Origin of the sequence: Actinomadura alba (genome assembly GCF_014323705.1) — a bacterium.
GTDB lineage: Bacteria > Actinomycetota > Actinomycetes > Streptosporangiales > Streptosporangiaceae > Actinomadura_C > Actinomadura_C alba.
Genome location: NZ_JABVEC010000005.1, coordinates 256,814 through 279,295, shown reverse-complemented (window position 1 = coordinate 279,295; position 22,482 = coordinate 256,814). Strand labels below are relative to the sequence as shown.

17 protein-coding genes are annotated in these 22,482 nt (G+C 70.0%); 4 read left to right on the top strand and 13 right to left on the bottom strand.

The annotated features are described in order from the left end of the window. Positions 1 to 52: 52 nt before the first annotated feature. The gene (locus HKK74_RS09985) at positions 53 to 859 is read right to left on the bottom strand and encodes an SDR family NAD(P)-dependent oxidoreductase (protein WP_187242820.1); all 807 of its coding nucleotides are present in this window, start codon (positions 857 to 859) and stop codon (positions 53 to 55) included. Between the two features lie 276 nt (positions 860 to 1,135). Between HKK74_RS09985 and HKK74_RS09980 the strand changes: the two genes are divergently transcribed. From HKK74_RS09980 to HKK74_RS09965, 4 genes are read left to right on the top strand one after another with little or no spacing between them, the layout of a single operon-like run. After that, positions 1,136 to 1,705 carry a hypothetical protein gene (locus HKK74_RS09980; RefSeq protein WP_187242819.1) on the top strand — a complete coding sequence of 190 codons (570 nt, stop codon included), beginning with the start codon at positions 1,136 to 1,138 and terminating at the stop codon, positions 1,703 to 1,705. Continuing rightward, the gene (locus HKK74_RS09975; protein WP_187242818.1) at positions 1,695 to 2,780 is read left to right on the top strand and encodes a peptidoglycan-binding protein; all 1,086 of its coding nucleotides are present in this window, start codon (positions 1,695 to 1,697) and stop codon (positions 2,778 to 2,780) included. The genes HKK74_RS09980 and HKK74_RS09975 overlap by 11 nt, the downstream gene beginning before the upstream one ends. Then, complete coding sequence (locus tag HKK74_RS09970; RefSeq protein WP_312881387.1) at positions 2,777 to 3,451, top strand: ABC transporter ATP-binding protein; 675 nt, start codon at positions 2,777 to 2,779, stop codon at positions 3,449 to 3,451. Before HKK74_RS09975 ends, HKK74_RS09970 begins: the two co-directional genes overlap by 4 nt. Beyond that, positions 3,451 to 4,653: an ABC transporter permease gene (locus tag HKK74_RS09965; RefSeq protein WP_187242817.1), complete on the top strand. Its 1,203-nt coding sequence runs from the start codon at positions 3,451 to 3,453 to the stop codon at positions 4,651 to 4,653. The genes HKK74_RS09970 and HKK74_RS09965 overlap by 1 nt, the downstream gene beginning before the upstream one ends. On the opposite strand, the gene HKK74_RS41335 is transcribed toward HKK74_RS09965, so the two are convergent. The 12 genes from HKK74_RS41335 to HKK74_RS09905 form a co-directional block, all read right to left on the bottom strand. After that, positions 4,640 to 5,323 carry a response regulator gene (locus HKK74_RS41335; protein WP_312881386.1) on the bottom strand — a complete coding sequence of 228 codons (684 nt, stop codon included), beginning with the start codon at positions 5,321 to 5,323 and terminating at the stop codon, positions 4,640 to 4,642. The genes HKK74_RS09965 and HKK74_RS41335 overlap by 14 nt on opposite strands. Further along, a complete protein-coding gene (locus HKK74_RS09955) occupies positions 5,320 to 6,957 on the bottom strand; it encodes a HAMP domain-containing sensor histidine kinase (protein WP_187242816.1) in 1,638 nt (545 codons plus the stop codon). Before HKK74_RS09955 ends, HKK74_RS41335 begins: the two co-directional genes overlap by 4 nt. Positions 6,958 to 7,143: 186 nt before the next feature. Continuing rightward, positions 7,144 to 7,632 (bottom strand): GNAT family N-acetyltransferase, encoded by a 489-nt coding sequence (locus tag HKK74_RS09950; RefSeq protein WP_187242815.1) that lies wholly within the window; start codon positions 7,630 to 7,632, stop codon positions 7,144 to 7,146. Positions 7,633 to 7,709: 77 nt separating this feature from the next. Then, positions 7,710 to 8,441 (bottom strand): hypothetical protein, encoded by a 732-nt coding sequence (locus HKK74_RS09945; RefSeq protein WP_187242814.1) that lies wholly within the window; start codon positions 8,439 to 8,441, stop codon positions 7,710 to 7,712. Between the two features lie 562 nt (positions 8,442 to 9,003). Continuing rightward, positions 9,004 to 12,030 carry a glycoside hydrolase family 3 C-terminal domain-containing protein gene (locus tag HKK74_RS09940; protein ID WP_312881385.1) on the bottom strand — a complete coding sequence of 1,009 codons (3,027 nt, stop codon included), beginning with the start codon at positions 12,028 to 12,030 and terminating at the stop codon, positions 9,004 to 9,006. Positions 12,031 to 12,175: 145 nt separating this feature from the next. Next, a complete protein-coding gene (locus HKK74_RS09935) occupies positions 12,176 to 13,204 on the bottom strand; it encodes a LacI family DNA-binding transcriptional regulator (protein WP_187242813.1) in 1,029 nt (342 codons plus the stop codon). Between the two features lie 46 nt (positions 13,205 to 13,250). Then, positions 13,251 to 14,666, bottom strand: coding sequence for a GH1 family beta-glucosidase (locus tag HKK74_RS09930; protein ID WP_187242812.1), 1,416 nt, complete (start codon positions 14,664 to 14,666; stop codon positions 13,251 to 13,253). Beyond that, entirely contained in the window at positions 14,663 to 16,996 is a 2,334-nt protein-coding gene (gene yicI, locus HKK74_RS09925) for an alpha-xylosidase (RefSeq protein ID WP_187242811.1), read from the bottom strand. The genes HKK74_RS09930 and yicI overlap by 4 nt, the downstream gene beginning before the upstream one ends. A gap of 43 nt (positions 16,997 to 17,039) precedes the next feature. Next, complete coding sequence (locus HKK74_RS09920) at positions 17,040 to 17,915, bottom strand: carbohydrate ABC transporter permease (protein WP_187242810.1); 876 nt, start codon at positions 17,913 to 17,915, stop codon at positions 17,040 to 17,042. Next, positions 17,912 to 18,886: a carbohydrate ABC transporter permease gene (locus HKK74_RS09915; RefSeq protein ID WP_187242809.1), complete on the bottom strand. Its 975-nt coding sequence runs from the start codon at positions 18,884 to 18,886 to the stop codon at positions 17,912 to 17,914. Before HKK74_RS09915 ends, HKK74_RS09920 begins: the two co-directional genes overlap by 4 nt. Positions 18,887 to 18,905: 19 nt before the next feature. Then, on the bottom strand, positions 18,906 to 20,201 hold the full coding sequence (locus HKK74_RS09910) for an ABC transporter substrate-binding protein (RefSeq protein ID WP_187242808.1): 1,296 nt from the start codon (positions 20,199 to 20,201) through the stop codon (positions 18,906 to 18,908). A 279-nt stretch (positions 20,202 to 20,480) separates the two neighbouring features. Continuing rightward, positions 20,481 to 22,298, bottom strand: coding sequence for a bifunctional metallophosphatase/5'-nucleotidase (locus tag HKK74_RS09905; RefSeq protein WP_222722076.1), 1,818 nt, complete (start codon positions 22,296 to 22,298; stop codon positions 20,481 to 20,483). Positions 22,299 to 22,482: the final 184 nt, after the last annotated feature.

The following is a 22,482-nucleotide window of genomic DNA, read 5'->3' as shown; positions in this document are numbered from 1 at the left end:
AGGCACGGCTGACCCCACGGCTCCCGCCGGCCGGCCGGTAGGCGACGGGCGATCAGACCTGCTTCAAGAACCCCGAATCGACCGCGAAGTCAGCGCCCGTGGTACTCGCCGAGCGCGGCGAGACCAGCAGGGCGATCACATCCGCGACCTCCTGCGGATCGACAAGACGCCCGGTCGACAACTTCATCATCTCCGGCGCGACGGTGTTCATCACGGTGTCACGATCGGTACCCACCTGGGCGGCGATGATGTCGGCCGCGCCGCCCTCCTCGGTCCACCACGCCGTCCGCACAGGTCCGGGAGAGACGGTGTTCACCCGGATGCCCTGTGCCGCGTACTCCTCCGACAGGGCCTTGGTCAGGTTGTTCAGTCCCGCCTTGGCCGCGTTGTAGTCGACGTTCATGGGGGCGGGCAGCCGGGCGCTGCCCGAGGACACGTTGACGATCGAACCGCCGCCCCGCTGGAGAATCGCGGGGATGGCGGCGCGGATGGCGCGCACGACCGAGAACAGGTTGAACTCGAACATCGTGCGCCAGTCGTCGTCGGTGGGGGCCAGGAACGAGAAGCGCGGCAACGCTGTCCCGGGCGGCGGTCCCCCGGCGTTGTTCACCAGAATGTCGAGCCCGCCGAACTCCTCGACGGCCCTGGCGACGACCTGGCCGGGCGCCTCGGGGTCCATCAGGTCGGCGGCCACGTGCACGAGGCCGGTACCGCTGAGCGCGTCGAGCTCCGGCGTGCTCTTGCGCGAGACGGCGACCACGCGGGCGCCCTCGGCGAGCAGCGTGCGGGTGACGGCCAGGCCGATGCCCTTGGACGCGCCGGTGACGACCGCGACCCGGCCGGAAAGCTGCAGATCCATCAAAGTCCTCTCATCGCTGCGACCCACCCGATGGACGGGCGGGATCGGTCACGTGAGAAAACTACGACCCGGCCGCCCACCAGGTCCGGCGCGATTCGGACCAGCAGTTCCAGCCGATTTCGGCAGGCGCATCCGGCGTGCACCGAGGGTGCCACGAGGCCGCGACGCGTGATCACCCTCCCCCGAAGTGGGCGGCGCGGCCACCACCCCGGCGGGATGTGCGCCCGGCCGGGGAGCCCGACGCTGATGGGACGACCCACCAGCCTGGAGGCATCCATGCCCCTTCTCCGAACGGCCGCGCTCGCGGCCGGCGTCGCGGTGGCGCTCGGCGGGCTCACCGCCTGTTCCACCGGCGGCGCCGCCACGACCGCCACCACCTCGGCATCACCTTCACCCAACGCACAGCAGGTCGCCGCGCTCTACCGGCAACTCGCCCAATGCCTCCGTGAGAACGGAGCACCCAACTTCCCCGACCCCGTGCGCGACGCCCGCACCGGCGAGTGGGTACCACCGCGCGGCACCAAGGACCCGCCGCAGCGGGCGTTCACCGCCTGCCGGTCGATCAGCGACCGGATCCCCCGGCCGAAGGGCAAAGAGGATCGTCCCCCGACCGCCGCGGAGCTGGCGAAACTGCGGCAGTTCTCCACATGCATGCGAGAGCAGGGTTCGCGGGACTGGCCCGACCCCAATTCCGACGGGCGCTTCCCACTGCCCGAACGGCTCCAGCGCCTGGGCAAGAAGGCGTTCATGAAGGAGCTCCAGGCCTGCAGACACCTCATGCCCAAGACGTATCCGGGCATCCGCGTGCAGGGCGACGCCAAGGGGAAGGGATCCAATGGGAAGTAGGCGCCGTACGGCGGTGATCGCGTGCGGAGCCGTGACGCTCGTCGCGGCCGGTGCGGTGGCGTACGCCGCGGGCGGCACCGAGGGCTCCGGCCGGCCCACCGCCCCGAACCCGCCCGGCACCACGAGCTCACCCGTCGTACGGACCGACGTCGCCCAGCGCCAGCAGGTGACGGGGTCGCTGAGCCACGCCGGCGACTTCAATGTGACGGCGTCCGGCGGGCAGGGCGTCATCACCCGGCTCCCGGCGATCGGCGCCGTCATCAAGCGCGGCCAGACCGCCTACGAGGTGAACGGCGACCCCGTACCGCTGCTGTTCGGCGAGCGCCCGGTCTGGCGGCCGTTCGCGCTCGGCATGACCGACGGCCCGGACGTACGGCAGCTCGAACGCAATCTGGCCGCCCTGGGTCACGGCGCCGGGGTGACCGTCGACGGGCACTTCTCCAGCGCGACGTACTGGGCCGTACGCCGCTGGCAGCACGCCCGCGGTCTGCCGGTCACCGGGGACGTGCCGCTCGGGCAGGTCGTCTTCCTGCCGGGTGCGCTGCGGGTCACCGCACATGACGCGAAGCCCGGAACCCCGGTCCGCGCCGGTGCCGCCGTCGAGCACGGGACCAGCGCCAATCGTACGGTCGAGGTCGATCTCGATCCCGCGATGGCCCCTGAGGTGCGCAAGGGCGACCGGGTGGTCGTCACGATGCCGGACGGCGACGAGGCCACTGGCCGGGTCACCGACATCAGCCCCGTCGCCGTGGCCGGCGAGGAGGAGACCGGCGGTGGGCCGGCCGAGCAGCTCGTCCCCATCACCATCTCGCTGACCCGCGGTGGAGGCGGTCAGCTCGATCAGGCCCAGGTGCAGGTCGACATCACCTCCGAACTGCACCGCGACGTACTGGCGGTACCGATCACGGCGCTGCTCGCCCGGCCGGGCGGCGCCTACGAGGTGGTGGTGCTCGACGGAGGTGCGCGCAGGCGGGTGCCCGTGCGGACCGGCCTGTTCGACGAGAGCGAGGGCGTCGTCGAGGTGACGGGGCAGGGCCTCACCGAGGGACAGAACGTGGAGGTGCCGGCATCGTGAGCACGGGCATCGCACTCGAACTGCGCGACGTGCGCAAGGTCTACCCGGGCGACCCGCCGGTGGAATCCGTACGTGGGGTGAACCTGGAGGTACGTGACGGGGAGATGGTCGCCGTCCGCGGGCCCTCAGGGTCGGGCAAGTCGACTCTCCTGCACCTGATGGCGGCGCTCGACCACCCGACGTCCGGGGACGTACGCCTGGCGGGGAGCGCCGTCACGGGGATGTCCGACCGACGGCTGTCCGGTCTGCGGGCGCACCGGGTCGGTGTCGTCTTCCAGCAGTTCTTCCTGCTGGAGCACCTCAGCGCACTCGACAACGTGGCGCACGGGCTTCTCTACCGGGGCGTGCCGGCGGCCGAGCGGCGGCGCCGGGCGGCCGAGGCACTCCACCGCGTCGGCCTCGGCCACCGGTCGCGGCACCGGGCCGGAAAGCTGTCCGGCGGTGAGCGGCAGCGGGTCGCCATCGCACGGGCGATCGTCGGGCGGCCCGCCGTCGTGTTCGCCGACGAGCCCACCGGCAACCTCGACTCGGCGACGGGCGCGGAGATCCTGGCGCTGCTGCGCGGCCTGAACGCCGAGGGCACGACGTTGCTGATCGTCACCCATGAGGCCGAGGTCGCCAAGGCGTGTTCCCGTTCGATCGAGATGCGCGACGGTCAGGTGGTGGCGTGATGAGCGACAGGTCGACGCGTAGCGTGCTGCGGCCGGGGGATCTGCTTCCGGTGGGCACGCTCGGGCTGCGCACGCGCCGCCTGCGGGCCGTGCTGTCCGCCCTCGGCATCGCGATCGGCATCGCCTCGGTCGTGGGCGTGCTCGGCATCACCCGCTCCAGCCAGTCGCAGCTGCTGGCGCAGATCGACGAGCTGGGGACCAATCTGCTGACCGTGGTCAACGGCAGGGATCTCAGTGATCAGGAGGCACCGCTGCCGGTCACGGCCACACCGATGGTCCGCCGGCTCGAGGGCGTGCTGCACGTCGCCCCCACGGCGCAGCTGATGGAGGCCCAGGTCTACCGCAACGACCACGTGCCGTCCGGTCAGACGGGCGGGCTGGCCGTACGGGCCGGTGACGGCTCACTCCTCGCGGCGCTCGACGGGTCCATGGCCGGGGGCCGGTTCCTCAACGCGGCCACCGCCCGCCACCCCGTCACGGTGCTCGGCGCCGAGGCGGCGCGCACGCTCGGCGTCACCCGGCCGGACCCGGGCGCCCGCGTGTGGATCGGCGGGCACTGGTTCACCGTCGCCGGTGTCCTCGAACCGCTGCCGCTCGCGCCGGAGGTCGACCGGTCGGCGATCGTGGGCTTCCCGGTGGCCGAACGGCTGCTCGGCTACAACGGTCACCCGAGCCGCATCTACGTACGAGCGGACCAGGACCGGGTCACCGAGGTCGCGAACCTGCTCAACTCCACGGCCGACCCCATGAACCCGGAGCGGGTCGACGTCCGCCGGCCGTCCGACGCGCTCACCGCCCGGACGGCCGTGGCGGAGTCGTCGGCGGCCCTGTTCCTCGGACTCGGCGGCATCGCGCTGCTCGTCGGCGGCATCGGCATCGCCAACGTCATGGTCATCTCGGTACTGGAACGGCGCTCGGAGATCGGGTTGCGCCGGGCGCTCGGGGCGACCCGCGCGCACGTTGCGGCGCAGTTCCTCACCGAGTCGCTGGTGCTGGCGGCCTGCGGCGGCGTCGCAGGCGTCCTCATCGGCGCGGCGGTGACCACCGGCTTGTCGTACACGCGGGACTGGTCGGTGCTCATTCCGGGGGTGGCCGTGTGGAGCGGGCTCGGCGTCGCGATCGTGGTGGGCGGGCTCGCCGGCCTGTACCCGGCGTCGCGGGCCGCCAGGTTGTCGCCGACGGACGCCCTCAGGAGCGTCTAGAGCGGTCCGCCGCCGGGTCGGGCGCAGTGCCCAGTGCGCTCTCCAGCGGCACGAGGCCCTGCTGAAGGCCGAAGATGGCCGCCTGCGTACGGTCGGCCAGCCGGAGCTTGGCGAGGATGCTCGACACGTGCGACTTCACCGTCTCTTCACTGAGGGACAGCTCGCGGGCGATCTGCCGGTTGGATCGTCCGCGAGCGAGGCCCGCCAGCACTTCCCGCTCGCGCGGCGAGAGGACGTCGAGCGCCTGGGGACGTTCGCCCTCGCGGATCTGCCGCACCAGCAGTGCGGCGACACCCGGCTCCAGGACGCTGCCGCCCGAGGCGGCGGCCCGTACCGCCTCGACCACCCGCTCGACGGCGGTGGTCTTGGGCAGGTAGGACAGCGCCCCGGCGCGTACGGCCTCGACCACGCGCTCGTCCTCCTGAAAGGAGGTCAGGACCACCACGGCGGGCGGCTCGTCGCGGACGGCCGCCAGGACGGCCAGGCCGTCGAGGTCCGGCATGACCATGTCGAGCAGCACCACGTCGGGCCGCAGCGCGCGGATCGCCGTGATGGCCCGCCGCCCGTTCGAGCATTCCCCGACGACCTCGATGTCGGCCTCCTGTTCGAGGACGAAGCGCAATCCCTGCCGCACCACCTCGTGGTCATCGACGATGAGCACCCCGATCACGTGGTCCTCCCAGGCCCTGTTCCGGTGGTCGCGGCCTTCGCGGTTCCCATCGCCTCGGCGCCCTTCGGCCACCGCACCCGTACGGCGGTGCCCTCACCGGGGCTGCTGACGACCTCGAACGTGCCGCCCAGGTCGATCTCGGCCCGCTCGCGCATCAGAGCGAGGCCCATCCCGTGCCGCTGACCGGCCCGGGCGACCTCGAACCCCTGACCGTCGTCGCGTATCTCGACGCTGAGCCCGCCGTCGGCCTCCGCGAGCCGTACCTGGATCGTCTCGGGCCGGGCGTGCTTCACCGCGTTTCCGAGCGACTCCTGCACCACGCGCAGCACCGCGTGCTCGACCGGGGGATGCAGCCGTACGTCGGCCAGGCTGGCCTCGACCCGGATGCCGAGACGGGTCTCGTACGCCTTGCACAGTTCCTCGAGGGCGGGCACCAGACCCGCGTCCTCGAGGGCGACCGGGCGAAGCTCGAGGAGCAGTGCCTGCATCTCGCGCATGGTGCGGCCGGCCGTACGCTCCATCGTCTCGGCCTGGGTACGAAGCGTCGGATCCTCGGCCAGGGCCCTGCGCATGCCGCCGGCGAGGAGGCTGAGTGAGAACAGGTCCTGCGAGATCGAATCGTGCAGCTCGCGGGCGATCCGCGCGCGCTCGGACCGCCGGGCACCGGCCCCGGCGAGCCGGCGCTCGGCCTCCAGCGCGGCGTCCAGCTGCTCGGTCATCCGGTTGACGCTGTGCTCAAGGCGGCCCACCTCGTCGTCTCCGGACGCCGGCACGCGCGCCCGGAAATCGCCGTCCGCGACGGCGGCGGTGACCTCCGCGAGCCGGTAGACCCGGCGGATCAGCCGGCCCGTGCTCAGCAGGCCGAACACCAGGCCGACCGGGACGACGAGGAGCAGGACGACCCCGCCCGCGATCAGGAACGGGCTCAGCATCTCGCCGGTCGTCGGCGACGCCACCGAGACCGGCACCTGCACGTAGACGGCACCGAGCAGGAAGGGGCCCTTCGAGCGTGCCTCCTCCAGCGGATCCTCGGACCCGCCGGCCCGGTCCCGATCGGCGGCGGCCTTGAGCTCGCGGACCCGCTCCGGCGAGCCGACCATCAAGATCGGGCTCGCCGCCCACGCCACCCGGCGGCCGCCGACGGTGGCGATGGCACCTCCGCTGAACGCCTGCGGGGGCTTGTACATGAGCCGCGACATGGTCTCTTCATCGACCTTGGCCGTGCTCAACACGACGGCTCCGTCGGGCGCGAGCACCGCCTCGAAGCCCACGGCCTCGGCGTCGGCGTTCGCCGGGAATCTCAGTGCCTGTGCGTCGTGATCCCCGCCGATCGTCGCGCCGCTCAGCCCCGTCCGCGGGGCGCCCTGCTTCGCCGTCGAGTTCAGCAGATCACGCGGCGTCCAGTCCTTGAGGCCATTGGCGGCCACGGTCTTGCTGGTCTGCGCGGCGACGAGGCTCAGCGCCTCGGCGTCGCGTTCCGCCTGGGAACGCACGCGATCCACCGCGCCGGACCCGGTCAGCATCCGTGGCAACAGCAGGCCGAGCAGCACCGCCTCGACGACGAGCACCGCGGCGGCAGTGACGAGCACGTACGAGACGGCCATGCGGGCCCGCAGGCCGCGCCAGCGGGCCAACCGAGTCCGCAGACCGTGCGGGCGCATCAGCGGTGGCCGCTTCGGCGGTGCCGACGCATCAGCCGTACCGCCTCATGTGCCCGACCTCCGCTCGCCCGGAATGGTCCCAGCGTAAGGCGGCCGTCCGGCGCTGTCGTCCCCCGAATCGGTGACCTGCGTTCCCCCGGACGTACCGCGGGCCGGGGATCAGAGCCGGCGGTACATGATGTGCAGCCCGACGTATCCCTCGACCGGATGGCGGAAGCCCTCCGGCAGGGTCGCCAGCACCTCGAAACCGAGCGAGCGCCACAGCGCGACCGCGCGGGTGTTCGACTGCACGACCGCGTTGAACTGCATCGCGCGGAAGCCGTCCGCCCGGGCCTGGTCCAGGATGTGCTCGCCGAGCGCCCGCCCGACGCCGCGTTTCTGGTGGTCGGGGTCGACCATGAAGCTCGCACTGGCGATGTGCGACGCCGGGCCGCGGTGGTTGCGAACGCTGTTGGCGGTGCCGAGGACGGTGCCGTCGGAGTCGACGGCGACGACCGTACGGCCAGGCGGGTCCGGGAACCACATAACGCGGGCCTGCTCCTCGCTGACGTCACGGTCCCAGGTGAAAGTCTCGCCTGCGGCCACGATGCGTCGCATGAACGCCCACATCGCCGGCCAGTCGTCCGGTGTGGCGTCTCGAATCTGCATGTGCCAAGGATGGCCGAACGGCGTGGTCGATCAGTAATCGGTCCGCCCGGCCGGACATGGTCACCGGCGCCCACACCTCACCGTGCGGCCCGGTTGAGATAGAGCACCACCGCACCTCGCTCCTCGGCGCCGGAGGCCTCGGCGGCCGCGTCTCCGGGCACGTGCCCCGTCATGCGCACCGGCCGGTTCTCGCCGGTCGGCCCGGTCGGCCCGTTCAACGCCTGCGCCTGCTCGGCCGGCTGGTAGAGCAGCCCTCGGTAGGTCGCGCCCTTCGCGGCGATGCGGAACGGGACGAAGGTGGCCGGGTCGAGCGGGCAGAAGCCACCCATGATCACATCGTCGTAGAGAGAGGCGGACACGGCCAGAGCGAGGTCCTGGTCGGGGTGCTCCGCGAGGCGGCGCCGCAGCGGCCTGCCGTCCAGCAGCCGGCTCGCCACGATCGGCGCCTGACCCGCGTAGCCGAAGGGCCCCGGAGTGAGAGTGCCGTAATGCATGGCGAGACGGAGCCTGAGCCGTTCCGGTTCCGGCCGTCCGTGGTTGAGGTCGGCGAGCGCCACCTCCATCTGCCGGGTGAACTGGCCGACGGCGTGCGCGACGTCGATGTGCACGGGCAGAACGGCGAGTTCGCCGTCGCCGCGCGACTCGGTCTTCCAGTTCCCCCGGTCGAGCCCGGCGGCGGTCGCCGCGTCGGCCAGTACCTCGCTCAGTTCCGTCTGAGCGAGCAACTGCGCACGAGTGTCCCGCCGGCTGTACTTCTCGACGTCCACCGCCCACAGGAGGCGGTAGCCGAACTGGCCGGTGCCCTCCATTGATGCGCCCCCTCCGTACACCCCACAACCCCACGGCTCCACTCGGACATCCACCCGCTGCCCGATCCCGTCCCGTGTTCCGAGATGCGTTCCCGCTACCCAACTTGGACACCCGGGGACCGGCACAGGTTCCCTTGCCGCGACAGACCACGCGTTATGGACGGTGTCGTTGACTTGCGGCGTGTCGGGGTCCCGGACGCCGTGCCGGGCCCGACACGCCACGACTCAACGCAGTCAGGCCGGGCAGCGCTGCGGCGGTGGTGATGAACGTCCTTCTCCGCATGATCTCGATGCCCTTCAGCCGTGCCCCCATCACCTCCGCCGTGATCATGCAGTTGTGCGCCGATGCGGCGTGCACAACTGCATGATCACGGCGGAGTGCGGTGGTTGGCCACGGCGACGAGGTCCACCGGGCCGACCGTGCCGCTCTGCTCGGCGACGACGGCGAGGAGGACGGCGAATGATCTTCGGGTGATACCTCTCATGGCTGTGCTCCTTCCTGCGCCCACCTCTCCTCCCCGGGCGGGGGACGGAGAGGTGGGCGGGATGGGGAGGTGGGCGGTCAGCCGGTGAGGGCGAACGAGCTGAGCCGCAGGTCGCCGCCGAAGACCAGATAGACGTCCTGGCGGCCGGCGGCTCCGGTGACCGCCGCGGTGACGTCCCGATAGGCGTACGGATCGCCCGTCGACGGCACGTTCACGGTGCCGGCGAGCCGGCCGGTCGGGCCGCCGAGCCGGATCTGGATCGACGTGTCACCGGCGCCCGCCTTCGCGACCCGCGCGGTGAAGCGCTTCGGGGCCCGGGACAGGTCGGCGTCGGCGAACTTGATCCAGTCGCCCGCGTCGGTGCGGCCGACCGAGTCACCGCGGGCCTTGCTCTCGTCGACCAGCTCGATGCCCCGCTGGTCGTCGAAGTTCACGGCACGGGTCTCCTTGCCCAGGTCGCGCGGCGGGATGGTCTCGCCGCGGACCTTCAACGTGGCGCGCCCCCGGATGTCGGCCGACGAGGCGCCGAGCATGAGGTCGTGCTCCGCCGACTCCACGACCCACTTGTCGCGGGTCACGTCCCAGTGCGCCAGGTCGGCCGCTCGCAGCGTCATCCGGACCGTCCGCCGCTCACCGGGCTGGAGGTGCACCCGCTGGAAGCCGCGCAGTCGCTTGAGCGGCTGCTCGTCCCGCGAGGTCTTCTGGTGGGTGTAGAGCTGGACCACCTCGGCCCCGGCGGCGGTACCGGTGTTGGTCACGTCGACCGACACCGTCACCTCGCCGTTCCGAGCCACCGAGCCGCTGCTCAGCCTCGGCCGGCCGTACGCGAACGTGGTGTACGAAAGCCCGTGCCCGAAGGCGTAGAGAGGGTCGCCCCGGAAGTACTGGTAGGTCCGGTCGGCCTTGATGATGTCGTACTCGAGGATGTCGGGCAGGTCGCTCGCCGACCGGTACCACGTCTGCGGCAGCCGGCCCGAGGGATTGACGTCGCCGAACAGTACGTCGGCGATGGCGTGCCCGGTCTCGGCGCCCGCGTGCGAGGTCCACAGGATCGCCGGGACGTTCGCCTGCTCCCAGTTGATCGTGGTGGGGTAGCTGTTCTCCAGGACGACGATCGTGTTGGGGTTGGCCCTGCGCACCGCCTTCACGATCTCCTGCTGGCCCTCGGCCAGGTTCATGTCCGTACGGTCGTGGTCCTCACGGCCGTTGATGAACGGCATGCTGCCGACCACGACGACCGCGGCGTCGGCACCGGTGGCCGCCTTGACCGCCTCGTCGACGCCGGTGCTGACGGTCTCCTTGGCGAACCTGGTGGCGTGCTCCGCCGTCGCGGCACCCAGGATCAGGGTGCCGTCATCGCGCACGGTGACATAGTTGTTCGGCCCCTCCCAGTCGTTGGGCGTCTCGTAACCGGCGTACCGGATGACGTACTCACCGTCGCCGGCGTCCTCGAACTTGAACATCTGCTGGACGAACCAGCCGTTCGGCTGGTCCTGGGTGTTCGAGAAGGTCGACTCCGGGCTGTAGTCGGTGCGCCCGACGACCTTGCCGTTGGCCGCGCTGCGCAGGGTGAACACGCCCTGCCCCCAGTCGAAGACGTCAAGGCCCTGAGAGGCGCCGGACGAAGTGGCGGTCGCCGTGAGCGGCCCGCCGGCGCCGCCCGGCGCCGTGACGTACCTGCCGGTCTCGACGTCCTTGAGGGCGACCCGGTCGACGGCCTCGCTGCTCGTGACGGTCCCGCCGGCGCCCAGCCGTTCCTTGACGCCGTCCAGTGGGGTGACCTTGTACGGGAGCCTGCCGGAGTACCAATCGGTGTAGAGGGTCTGGCTCAGCGGCCCCACCACCGCGATCTTCTTGTCCTCGGCGGCGTCCAGCGGCAGGGCCCCGCCCTGGTTCTTCAGCAGCACCGCCGCCTTGCCGGCGGCCTCACGGGCGAGCCTGCGGTGCTCGGGACTGTCGACGACGCTCTTGGTGATCTTGGCGTACGGCCCGCCGTCCGGATCGAACTCGCCGAGCCGGAACCGAATGCTCAGGATGCGGCGTACGGCGGTGTCGATGTCGGACTGGGCGAGCAGCCCCTGCGACAGCGCCGCCCTGATCGAGTCGATCGTGGGCGAGGAGTTGGTGTCGTCGACGGTGAAGCTCTCCACGCCGGCCTTGAGCGTCGCCGCGTTGCCCTCGGCGAGGGTGGAGTAGTACTCCTGGCTGCGCACCAGGTTGTTCGGGCCTCCGGCGTCGGTGACGTTGAACAGTTCCTTGTCGGTCCACGTCCGGATCACGTCGTTCGCGTCGGCGTGGGCCGTGGCCGGCCGCCCGTTGATCAGGTTGTAGGCCATCATGACGCCGGTCGCCGCGTCGGCCGAGATCGCCGCCTTGAAGGCCGGTTCGTCGTACTCCTTCTTCACCCTCGGCCGCAGGCTGGAGGAGGTCCGGTCGCGCAGGATCTCGTTGTTGTTGGCCAGGTAGTGCTTCAGGACGGGCGCGGCCCTGAGGTACTTGGCGTCGTCGCCCTGGATGCCCCTGCCGTAGGCGGTGGAGATCTCGCCGGTCAGGTAGGGGTCCTCGGAGTAGCCCTCCTCGTTGCGGCCCCATCGCGGGTCGCGCAGCAGGTTGACCACCGGTGCCCACAGTTGCAGGCCCCAGACCTGCGGGTTCTCCGCGTTGAAGCCGCGCGCCTCGGTACCGACGACCGAGCCGACCCGCCGCATGAGCGCCGGATCCCAGGTCGCCCCGAGGCCGACGGACTGCGGGAACACCGTGGAGGTCGCGGTGACGACGTTGCCGGGCGGGGTGGAGTTGCGGTCGGTCGACCAGGCGATGCCGTGCAGCGCCTCGGTCCCGGTCTTGAAGGGCGCGATGCCGAGCCGGGGAATGGCCGGCTGGTACTGGTGCAGCAGCGAGATCTTCTCGTCCAGCGTGAGCCGGCCGAGGAGATCGTTCACGCGCGCGTCCAGGGAGAGCCGCGGGTTCTGGAAGGGATAGGTCTCACGCGCACTCGCCGGCGCCGCCAGGCCGAGCGCCGCCAGTAGCGCGACGACCAGAAGCGGGATCAGCCGCCGGCGATGACGGCCCGGCGACCGGGCGGGTCGATGGGTGGGATGCACTGGTCCTCCTCGAGCGTTTTCACGGAAAAGTCGGCCCCATTCCCCGATGTCCCGCCGATGGTCAGCGGCGCCCTACAGCATTAATCGAAGCGTTTCGATTGCGGCCGAAAATAATCTCGATCGCCTTTCCATTCGTCATTTCTCCTTAGTTCGCCGTTGGTCGGCCGGTGTCGGTACGCGGCGCCGTGCTGGCGCGCCTGGTCAGGCGTGGGGGCAAGAGCGTCGCTGCGGGCACCTCATTCCCTTCGAGCTTTTGCATGAGCAGTTCAACGGCCCGGTCGCCCACTTCTTCGGCCGGGATGGCGACCGAGGTCAGCGGTAGTTCGGCGTGCTCGGCGAGCTCGTCGGGGCAGATCGCGACGACGGACAGGTCCTCGGGGACCCGCCGCCCGGCCCGCCGGAACGCCTCGACGATCGGGGCGACGATCGGCTCGTTGTGCACCACCACGCCGGTCAGGTCGGGGTGCTCGTCGAGCAGCGTCGCGACCATCGCCCGGGCCGCCTCGGCGGTCGCTTCGCAGGGGTGCACCGTGGAGGTCAGGCCGTAGCGGCGCGCGGCGACCGTGAAGCCGTCGGCCGTGCGCTGGGCGAACCCGGTCTCGCGTTCGTAGACCTCGGGGGGTGAGCCGATCAGCCCGACGCACCGGTGGCCCAGTTCGGCGAGATGGTCGACGCACACCTCGCCGGCCGCCCTGAAGTCCAGGTCGATGCAGGTCAGACCGGCGGGCTCCTCGGGGAACCCGATGAGCACGGCGGGGCGGCCCAGGGTGCGCAGCAACGGGATGCGCGCGTCGTGCATCTGCACGTCCATCACGATCAGCGCGTCGACCAGGGAGCTGCCGGCCACCCGGCGCAGCCCCTCTTCGCCCTCCTCCTGGGTGAGCAGCAGGACATCGTGATCATGCCGCCGGGCGGTGGTCACCACCGAGACCGCGAACCGCATCACCACCGGGACGTGGATGCCGGTGCGCAGCGGGATCACGAGCGCGAGCACGTTGGAGCGGTTGCTGGCCAGCGCCCTGGCTCCGGCGTGCGGGCGGTAGCCGAGCTCGCGGATGCTCTCCTCGACCCGGCTGCGGGTCTCGGCCGAGATCGAGCGCTTGCCGCTCAGCACATACGAGACCGTGCTCGGCGACACTCCCGCATGCCGTGCCACGTCAGTGATCTTTACCACGAACCACCCCTATTTGAAGCGTTTCGATAATTAAATGCTAAACGCGTCACACCTCCGACACAATGGCGTTGGCGGAAATGACATCGCGATACCACAGGGCACTGTCCTTCCAAGTGCGCCGCTGCGTCGCATAGTCGACGTGGATGATGCCGAAACGCTTGGAGTAGCCATAGGACCACTCGAAGTTGTCGAGCAGAGACCACGCGAAATAGCCGCGCACATCCACCCCGGCGGCGATGGCCCGCGCCACCGCCGCGAGATGGTCGCGCAGATACGCGATCCGGCGGTCGTCGTGCACGTGCCCGTCCGGCGCGACCCGGTCGTCGAACGCGGCGCCGTTCTCGGTGATCATCAACGGCAGGCCGGGGTGGTCGCGGTGCAATCGCAGCAGCAGTTCCTCCATCCCCGTCGCGTCGATGCTCCAGCCCATCTCCGTGTAGGGCCCGGGCTGGCGTACGAACTCGACGTCGTCGGCACCGGGCCACGGTGACGCCGCGCCCTGGCGGTGCCCGTCGGCGGCGGCCCGCGACCCGTCGCCGTCCCCGTTCCACATCCGTACGAGCGTCGGCGAGTAGTAGTTCACGCCCAGCACGTCGAGGGGGGCGTCCGGCGTCGCGGCGATGGCGGCCTCGTCGCCGTCGCGCACGAACGACCAGTCGGTGAGGCCGGCCGTGTCCGCGAGCAGGTCTGCCGGGTAACACCCGTCCAGCAGCGGCCCGAGAAAGATCCGGTTCGCCACCGCGTCGATCTTGCGGGCCGCCTCGGGCTCACCGCGTACGTGGTGCAGGTTCAGCGTGATCGAGTGCTGCGCGGTGGGCGACACCACGCTCCGCAGCGCGCGGGTGGCCAGGCCGTGCGCCAGGTTGAGGTGATGGGCGGCGGCCAGCGAGGCGGCCGGGTCGGTACGGCCGGGCGCGTGCACGCCGGAGGCGTAGCCGAGGAAGGCCGTGCACCAGGGCTCGTTGAGCGTGGTCCACGTGTGCACCCGGTCGCCGAGCACCGCCCCGATCCGCTCCGCGTAGTCGGCGAACCGCAGGGCGGTGTCGCGGGCCGGCCAGCCGCCGGCCTCCTCCAGGCCCTGCGGCAGATCCCAGTGGTACAGCGTCGCGACGGGCGCGATCCCGCGGTCGAGGAGGCCGTCGACGAGCCGGGAGTAGAAGTCCACGCCCTTGCCGTTGAGGCCGGGCCCGCCCTCCGGCAGCACCCTCGGCCAGGAGATCGAGAACCGGTACGCGCCCAAGCCGAGGTCGGCCATCGACCGCAGGTCCTCGGGCCACCGGTGGTAGTGGTCGGTGGCCACGTCACCGGTGTCCCCGTCGAGGACCTTGCCCGGCGTACGGCTGTAGACGTCCCAGATGGACGGGGTCCGGCCGTCCTCGTCCGCCGCGCCCTCGATCTGGTACGCGGCGGTGGCGGCACCCCACAGAAAGCCCTCGGGAAACACCGTCCTCCGGTCAGTCATGAGATCCCCCTGATGGAGAGTGTGTCCTGCTCGGCCTGGACCAGCGTGCCCTGCTCGTGCTCGGTCGCCGTTCCTCCGCCGACCGACTCGACGGAACGTACACCGACGAGCAGCACCCGCCAGCCGGGTGGCGCACCTGCCGCCTCGACCCGCACCTCGCCGCCGTGGCGGGTGGTCGTGAACGTGGCGGCGCTCTCCCCGTCCGGTCCGGGGATGGCGGTCGTGACGGTCGCGCCGTCCGTCAGTTCGTACGCTCGCAGCGTGACGCCGGCGGCGTGGTCGTAGTCCGGCCGATCGTCGACCGCGCCCACCGGAACGACCGCGCCGGGCCGTACGAGCAGTGGCAGGCTGTCGAACCCGTGCCGCTCCCGTACCCACCGCGGGCCGGTCACGCGCCGGCCGGAGAGGTAGTGCGTCCACGTGCCCTCGGGCACGTAGTAGGAGACCTCGCCGTCGGCCGAGAACACCGGGGCGACGAGCAGGTCGTCGCCGAACATGTACTGCCGGTCCAGGTGCGCGCAGGCCGGGTCGTCGGGGAACTCGACCACCATGGCCCGCATCATCGGTATCCCCTCGGCGGACGCCTGCCGGGCGGCGCCGGAGAGGTACGGCATGAGGCTGAGCTTCAGCCGGGTGAACGACCGCAGGACATCGACCGCCTCGTCGTCGAACAGCCAGGGCACCCGGTACGAGTGGCTGCCGTGCAGCCGGCTGTGCGAGCTGAGCAGCCCGAACGCGATCCACCGCTTGAACAGCGCGGCGTCCGGCGTGCCCTCGAACCCGCCGATGTCATGGCTCCAGTAGCCGAACCCGGACATGCCGAGTGAGAGCCCGCCGCGCAGGCTCTCGGCCATCGCGGCGAAGGTCGACTCGCTGTCGCCGCCCCAGTGCACCGGGAACCGCTGGGTGCCGGCGGTGGCCGACCGGGCGAACACCACCGCCTCGGCCTCGCCCCGGCGCTTACGCAGCAGGTCGAAGACCGTCTGGTTGTAGAGGTGGGTGTAGTAGTTGTGCATCCGCTCCGGGTCGGAGCCGTCGAAGTACTCCACGTCGGTCGGCACGCGCTCGCCGAAGTCGGTCTTGAAGCAGTCGACGCCCATGTCGAGCAGCGCGTCCAGCTTCGAGGCGTACCACTCGCGCGCCTCGGGATTGGTGAAGTCGACCAGGCCCATGCCGGGCTGCCACAGGTCCCACTGCCACACGTCGCCGTTCGGCCGCTTGAGCAGGTAGCCCAGGGCCTTGCCCTCGGCGAACAGCGGCGAGCGCTGCGCGATGTACGGGTTGATCCACAGCGAGATCCGCAGCCCGCCGCGGTCCCGCCCCTGGCTTTTGAGCCGGTCCAGCATCGCGCGCGGCTCCGGGAAGGTGCGCGGATCCCACTCGAAGTCGCACCAGTTGTACTCGCGCATCCAGAAGCAGTCGAAGTGGAAGACGCTGAACGGCAGGTCACGCTCGGCCATGCCGTCGATGAACTCGGTGACCGTGGCCTCGTCGTAGGAGGTGGTGAACGAGGTGGACAGCCACAAGCCGTACGACCAGGCGGGCAGCCGTGCGGGCCGGCCGGTCAGGGCCGTGTACTTGCGGAGGATCTCCTTGGGCGTGGGCCCGTAGATGAGGAAGTACTCCATCGACTGGCCCTCGACGCTGAACTGCGTCCGCGACACCGCCTCGGAGGCCACCTCGAACGACACCGCGCCGGGGTGGTTGACGAAGACGCCGTAGCCGCCGTCGGTGAGGAGGAACGGGACGTTCTTGTACGCCTGCTCGCTCGCGGTGCCGCCGTCGGCGTTCCAGATGTCGACCGTCTGGCCGTTCTTGACCAGCGGGCCGAAGCGCTCGCCGAGGCCGTACACGTGGTGATCGACGCCGAGCTCCAGTTGCTCACGGATGTAGTGGCCGCCGTCGCCGGTCTCGAGGAAGGCGACGGCCTTCGGCCCGCTCGTGGTGAGCCTGCGGTCGCCCGCGAGGAAGTCCACCCGCCATTCCTCGCCCCGGTCGACGCGTACGGACAGCGCGCCCGAGGCGAGCACCGCCGCATCGTCGCCCACGGAGATCCGCGGATCCGCCGATCCGTCCTGGAGCTGGAACTCCGGCCGCTGCGGGGCCTCCCCCGCGAAATGCGTGATCTTGACGCCGATGACGTCGGGCATCGGGCTGGAGTACGCGATCGTCACCAACGGGCCCTTGAGCAGGTCGCCGCGGTGCCGGATCCGCTTGGTCGGCGCGTGGACCACGAGAGTCCTGGAGGCGACCGTGCAGTCGAGGACCTCGACCGGGTGAGCGGCGTGCACGCCCTTCCGCAGCATCCAGTAGCCATCGGTGAACTTCATGTACCGCTCGTACCTCTCAGACTCGGGCAGGGCCGGGCCGGGGTCATTTGATCGACCCCGCCGTGAGACCACGGGTGAGTGTGCGCTGGAAGATCAGAAAGAAGATGAGCGTCGGGAGGATGCCGAGCAGGGCCGAGGCGCTCGACATCGTGGCGTCCATGAGGCGCTGGCCATGGAGCACGCCGAGGGCGACCGAGACGGTCTGGTTGTCGTTGGAGATGAGGAACACGAGCGGTATCAGGAACTCGTTCCAGGTCCAGATGAAGAAGAACACCAGCAGCACCGACAGGGTCGGCCGGGTGACCGGGACGATGATCCGCCACAGCACCTGCCACTTGCTCGCCCCGTCCATGCGCGCCGCTTCGAGGAGGGGCCTGGGGAAGGCTCCGAGCACCGATGACAGCAGGTAGGTGCCGAAGGCACTCTGGATCACCGCGAACACGATGATCACGCTGAGTCTCGTGTCGTAGATGCCGAGTTGCTTCGACAGGTAGTAGAGCGGGTAGACCAGCGCCTCCTGCGGCAGCGTGTTGGCCATGAGCAGCAGCACGAGGATCCACAGTCGACCCTTGATCCGGCCGATGCCGAGGGCATAGGCGTTCAGCACCGACAGGATCACCGCCAGCACGGCGACCGAGCCGCTGATGATGATGCTGTTCAGAAGCTTGCGGCCGAAGTCCACGCGCTCCCAGAAGTCCTTGAGCCCCTGCAGGTAGAACCCCTCGGGCGGGGCGAGCGCGCCGTTCGCGCCGTACTCCTGCGGCGTCTTCAGCGCGTTGAACACGACGATGACGAAGGGCAGCAGCATGACGGCGGCGAGCACGATCAGCGCCACCAGGACCATGTGGCTCGAGGGGTCGCGCCGCCGTCGCGTTCTCACCCGCGGCTTGATCGGTGACTGCGCGGCGGTGGCGCTCATCGCTCCTCCAGGTCCTTGCTCTGCACCCGCAGGAAGACGACGGTCAGCGCCACGATGATCAGGGTGAGCACGGTGGCGATCGCCGAGCCGTAGCCGGCGTCGGTCTTTTCGAAGAAGTTCTGGTACGAGAAGTACGACGGCACGTTGGTGGCACCTCCCGGCCCGCCCTTGGTGAGCACGTAGATCGGCGCGAAGGCCTTCAGCGAGGCGATGGTGCACCACAGTAGGCAGACGAAGATCTCCGGCCGGATCTGCGGGATCGTGATGTGCCGGAACCGCCGCCACCACGAGGCCCCGTCGATCTCCGCCGCCTCGTAGAGAGAGGGATCGACCCGCTGGAGGCCGGACATGAAGATGACCAGCGGGAAGCCGATCTGGATCCAGACCATGACCACCATGACGGCGGCCATCGCGGTCTTCGGATCGCCGAGCCAGTCATGTGCGAGCGAGTCCAGGCCGACGGCCGCGAGGAGCTCGTTGACCGCCCCGTTCTCCGGAGCGAGGATCCAGCTCCAGACGATGCCTGCGATCGCGATCGGCAGCAGTTGGGGCAGGTAGACGCACGCCCGCAGCACGCTGGCCGTACGCCCGCCGAAGTTCTTGCCGATGAAGTCGGTCAACGCCGCGGCGAGCACGAGCCCGATGGCCGTCGGGATGATCGCCATCGCGATGATGAGGGCGACGTTGTGCCGGAACGAGGCCCAGAACTCGCCGTCCGAGAACAGCGTCTTGTAGTTGTCCAGGCCCACCCACCGGGGCGTCCCGACCCCGGACCACTCGGTGAGGCTCGTGCCGACGTTCATGACGAACGGCACCAGGATGACGCCGACGAACAGCAGCAGCCCGGGGAGCAGATACAGCAGGTACGCCGCGCGGTCGTGGGAGCGCCACCCGGCGCGGATGGGCCCCGGTGCGGCGGCCGGGCGCCGCACCGCCGGTGCCTCCGGGGCCGCGCTCGCTTGTCCTGTCATGGTCGCCGGTGACCGGCCGTCACTTGGGCAGGCCGCTGTCGTAGGCCTTCTGCAGGTCGCCCAGGACCCGGTCCGGCGGTGCGCTGCCGTTGATGAGCTTCTGGGTCTGCGCCACGAACGTGTCGTAGAAGCCCGCGACCGGCCAGTCCGGGTAGAACGCCAAGGCGTCGGTGCCGACCAGCGTGCCGAAGTTCTGGATCAGTTGTTTGTTCTTGGGGGAATTGACGACGGCCTCGTCGGCCGCCACCGGCACACCGCCGTTGTTGGCGAGCGTGTTCTGGATCCCCTTCTTCATCGTGATGTCGATGAAGTCGTAGGCGAGTCGCTTGTTCTTGGAGCCCTGCGGGACGACCCAGAGGTTCCCGCTGGATCCCAGCGTCAGCTTGGTCTCAGGCCACAGGAAGGTGTCCCATTCGAAGGCCTTGATGTCGCTCGCGAACCGGCCGTACCACCAGCTGCCGGAGAACAGCATCGGGACCTTGCCGGAGATGAACGCGGCGCCCGCGTCCTCGGCCTTGACCCCGACGGAGTTCTTGGCGATGTAGCCCTTCTTCACCCAGTCGGCGAAGGTGGTGGCGCCGTAGGTCCATGCGGCGTCGTGGAAGTCGACCTTGCTCGTGTAGCGCTCGAAGCCGTCGACCCAGGCCCGGTCGGCCTTGGTCAGGGCGAGCTGGTAGAGGTACTGCTGCGCCATGTACTCGGCGCCGCCGTTGCCCAGCGGCGTGATGCCCTTCTTGACGAAGGCGTCCATCGCTGCGGTGAACTCGGCGAACGTGGTGGGCACCTTGACGTCGTTCTCGTCGAACAGGTCCTTGTTGTAATAGACCATCAGGTACTCGGCGTAGTTGGGCACGCCGAACCACTTGTCCCCGCCCATGACGCCCTTGGCGTCGTACTTCGCGGTCGTCTGGACGCTCGGGCCGAGCAGCTTGTCCCATCCCCGCTTGGTGACCTCAGAGGTCATGTCCGTCAGCAGGCCCTGCTTGGACAGCAGTCCGGCCGTGGCGTTGCCCTTGTTGTACTCCATGACGTCGGGGGCGTCCTTGGAGTTGAGGACCATGGGCGCGGTCTTCTGGATCTGTTCGAAGCCCTTCTCCTCGAACTTCACCTTCACGCCCGGGTGGGTGGACTCGAACTCCTGGATGGCCTGCTTCCAGGCCACCCCCATGGCGCTGGTGGGACCCTCGTAGTGCCAGAGCCTGAGCTCCTTGCCGGCCGAGCCGGACGTATCGTCGCCGCCGCCACAGGCGGAGAGTGCCAGCGATCCCGCGGTGAGCGCGGCGAGCAGTGCGGCGCCCTTGCCTCTCTTGAACATCGGGTTCCTCCAGGACGGGGTGGAGCCTGGGTGTCGAACCGATTCGTCGAATCGCTTCGATGCGCGCGATGCTAACTACTTGTGATCCAGCACACAATGGATACAAGCCCGGCAATCCGCCGGAAGAAAACGATCAAGCCCCGACCAGCGGGATGTGCGTGGGCACGCTCCCACAAATTTCGGAGAACCCGGATGAACCCCCCGTTGAGTCGTGGCGTGTCGGGGTCTTCTAGCGGCATGAGGGCCCGACACGCCACGACTCAACGATGTCGTGACCCCCTACTGGACGACGGTGATGCGGTCCTGGGCGGGCGGCGCCAGCGGCGACGCGGCCGAGGAGTGCGCGGCCAGGTAGGCCGTGAACAGGTCCAGATCCGAGGGGCCGACCAGCTTGTTCTTGCCCTCGTCCCTGAAGACGGGGAAGCCGTCACCCCCGCCGCCGAGGAACTCGTTCATCGCCACCCGGTAGGTCGCCGCCGGGGCGAGGGGCGCGCCGTTCAGGCGTACCGAGTCGGCGACGATCCGGTCGGCGCCGGTCTTGGTCAGGTCGAGGGTGTAGGTGAGGCCCTTCGACACCTGGAGGATCTTTATCGAGGCCGCGTTGACACCGCTGACCTGCTGCTGCAGGACGGTGAGGATCTGCGCGCCGGTGAGATCCATAACGTTCATCATGTTCGTGAACGGCTGGACCGCGAAGGCCTCGCCATAGGTCACGACCCCGTTGCCCTCGTTACCGGAGGCGGCGTGCACCAGGTCGCCGCGGATGCCGCCGGGGTTCATGAACGCCAGCTGCGCTCCGCCCTTGTCGGCGGGCGCGAGCCCCTCGAGCTGGGCATCGGCGATCACATTGCCCAGCGGCTTCTCGTACGCCGTGCTGCGCCGGCCGTCGATGTCCGCGGTGATGTAGCCGAACGGGCGGTTCGCCACCGGGTCGGCCAGCTTCTTCCAGTCGGTGAGCAGCTGGGTGAGGTCGGTGGCCGCCTGGGTGCGGACGACGACGTGGTTGGCCGCCTTGACCGACGTACGGACGATGTCACCGGTCCGCCGGTCGTAGCGCATGTCCAGGTCGGTGTAGAGCCGTCCGAAGGACGAGGCGCTGGTGACCATGCGCGGCCGGCCCGACGGGTCCGGGATGGTGCAGACGTACGCCTGGTGGGTGTGGCCGGTGATGACCGCGTCGACCTCGGGGTCGATCCCCTTGGCGATGTCGACGATCGGCCCGGAGATCCCGTTCGGGGTTCCGTCGCAGTCGTAGTTGTACGCCGACGAGGCGGGCAGGCCGCCCTCGTGCACGAGCGCGACGATGGCCTTCACGCCCTGCTTCTTGAGAGCACGCGTGTAGGTGTTGATCGTCTCGACCTCGTCGCGGAACTCCAGGCCCTTGACGCCCTCGGCCGTGACGATGTTGGGCGTGCCCTCGAGCGTCACGCCGACGAAGCCGACCTTGACGCCCTGGCGCTCCTCGATCCAGTACGGCGCCAGGATCGGGCGCTTGGTCTTCTCCGACAGGACGTTCGCGGCGAGCAGCGGGAAGTCGGCGCCCTTGAACTCGCGTCCCTCGGTGTAGCAGCCGTCGACCGGGTGACAGCCGCCCTTCTCCAGGCGGAGCAGTTCGGCCGCCCCCTCGTCGAACTCGTGGTTGCCGACGCCCGCGACGTCGAGGCCGACCTTGTTCAGCGCCTCGATGGTTGGCTCGTCGTGGAAGAGCCCGGACAGCAGCGGGCTCGCGCCGACCATGTCACCGGCCGCCACGGTGATGGAGTTCTTGTTGCCGTTGCGCGCGTTGCGCAGCGAGGTCGCGAGGTATTCGACGCCCCCCGCCTTCACGGCCTTGGTGGTACCGGTGGCCGGGTCGAGCTCGGTCACCTCACCCGAGGAGCCCTGCGGCGGCTCGAGGTTGCCGTGGAAGTCGTTGATGGCCAGGAGTTGCAGGTCGACCGTACGGTTGTCACCGCCACTGTGGTGGCGGCCCGTGTCGTTGTGAGCCGTGCCACCGCTCGCCGCGGGGGTGGAGGCGGCGAACACACCGGCGGTGAAGGCCACGGCGACGGCCGAGGCGATCAGCCCGCGGCGCGTGCTGAGGGATCTGGCGAACATGGGGTCCTCTGGAGAGAAGTCGTAGAGACCGCCAGAGCCTAAGCCGCCCGTGCCGGATTTGTCAGCATCTGATTGGTGAACTATCAGTAAGTACGCCGGTCAGGTCCGCTGCCGTCCGGCGACCGAGGACGCGGCGCGAGAAATGAAAGCGCCTCCCGGCATTCCCACCCAGGATGGGGAGGGA

What these genes read in the sequence shown, in the direction of transcription:
- HKK74_RS09985 (WP_187242820.1), bottom strand. Translation starts at nt 859, where the DNA reads ATGGATCTGCAGCTTTCCGGCCGGGTCGCGGTCGTCACCGGCGCGTCC.
- HKK74_RS09980 (WP_187242819.1), top strand. Translation starts at nt 1,136, where the DNA reads ATGCCCCTTCTCCGAACGGCCGCGCTCGCGGCCGGCGTCGCGGTGGCG.
- HKK74_RS09975 (WP_187242818.1), top strand. Translation starts at nt 1,695, where the DNA reads ATGGGAAGTAGGCGCCGTACGGCGGTGATCGCGTGCGGAGCCGTGACG.
- HKK74_RS09965 (WP_187242817.1), top strand. Translation starts at nt 3,451, where the DNA reads ATGAGCGACAGGTCGACGCGTAGCGTGCTGCGGCCGGGGGATCTGCTT.
- HKK74_RS09950 (WP_187242815.1), bottom strand. Translation starts at nt 7,632, where the DNA reads ATGCAGATTCGAGACGCCACACCGGACGACTGGCCGGCGATGTGGGCG.
- HKK74_RS09945 (WP_187242814.1), bottom strand. Translation starts at nt 8,441, where the DNA reads ATGGAGGGCACCGGCCAGTTCGGCTACCGCCTCCTGTGGGCGGTGGAC.
- HKK74_RS09930 (WP_187242812.1), bottom strand. Translation starts at nt 14,666, where the DNA reads ATGACTGACCGGAGGACGGTGTTTCCCGAGGGCTTTCTGTGGGGTGCC.
- yicI (WP_187242811.1), bottom strand. Translation starts at nt 16,996, where the DNA reads ATGAAGTTCACCGATGGCTACTGGATGCTGCGGAAGGGCGTGCACGCC.
- HKK74_RS09920 (WP_187242810.1), bottom strand. Translation starts at nt 17,915, where the DNA reads ATGAGCGCCACCGCCGCGCAGTCACCGATCAAGCCGCGGGTGAGAACG.
- HKK74_RS09915 (WP_187242809.1), bottom strand. Translation starts at nt 18,886, where the DNA reads ATGACAGGACAAGCGAGCGCGGCCCCGGAGGCACCGGCGGTGCGGCGC.
- HKK74_RS09910 (WP_187242808.1), bottom strand. Translation starts at nt 20,201, where the DNA reads ATGTTCAAGAGAGGCAAGGGCGCCGCACTGCTCGCCGCGCTCACCGCG.
- HKK74_RS09905 (WP_222722076.1), bottom strand. Translation starts at nt 22,298, where the DNA reads ATGTTCGCCAGATCCCTCAGCACGCGCCGCGGGCTGATCGCCTCGGCC.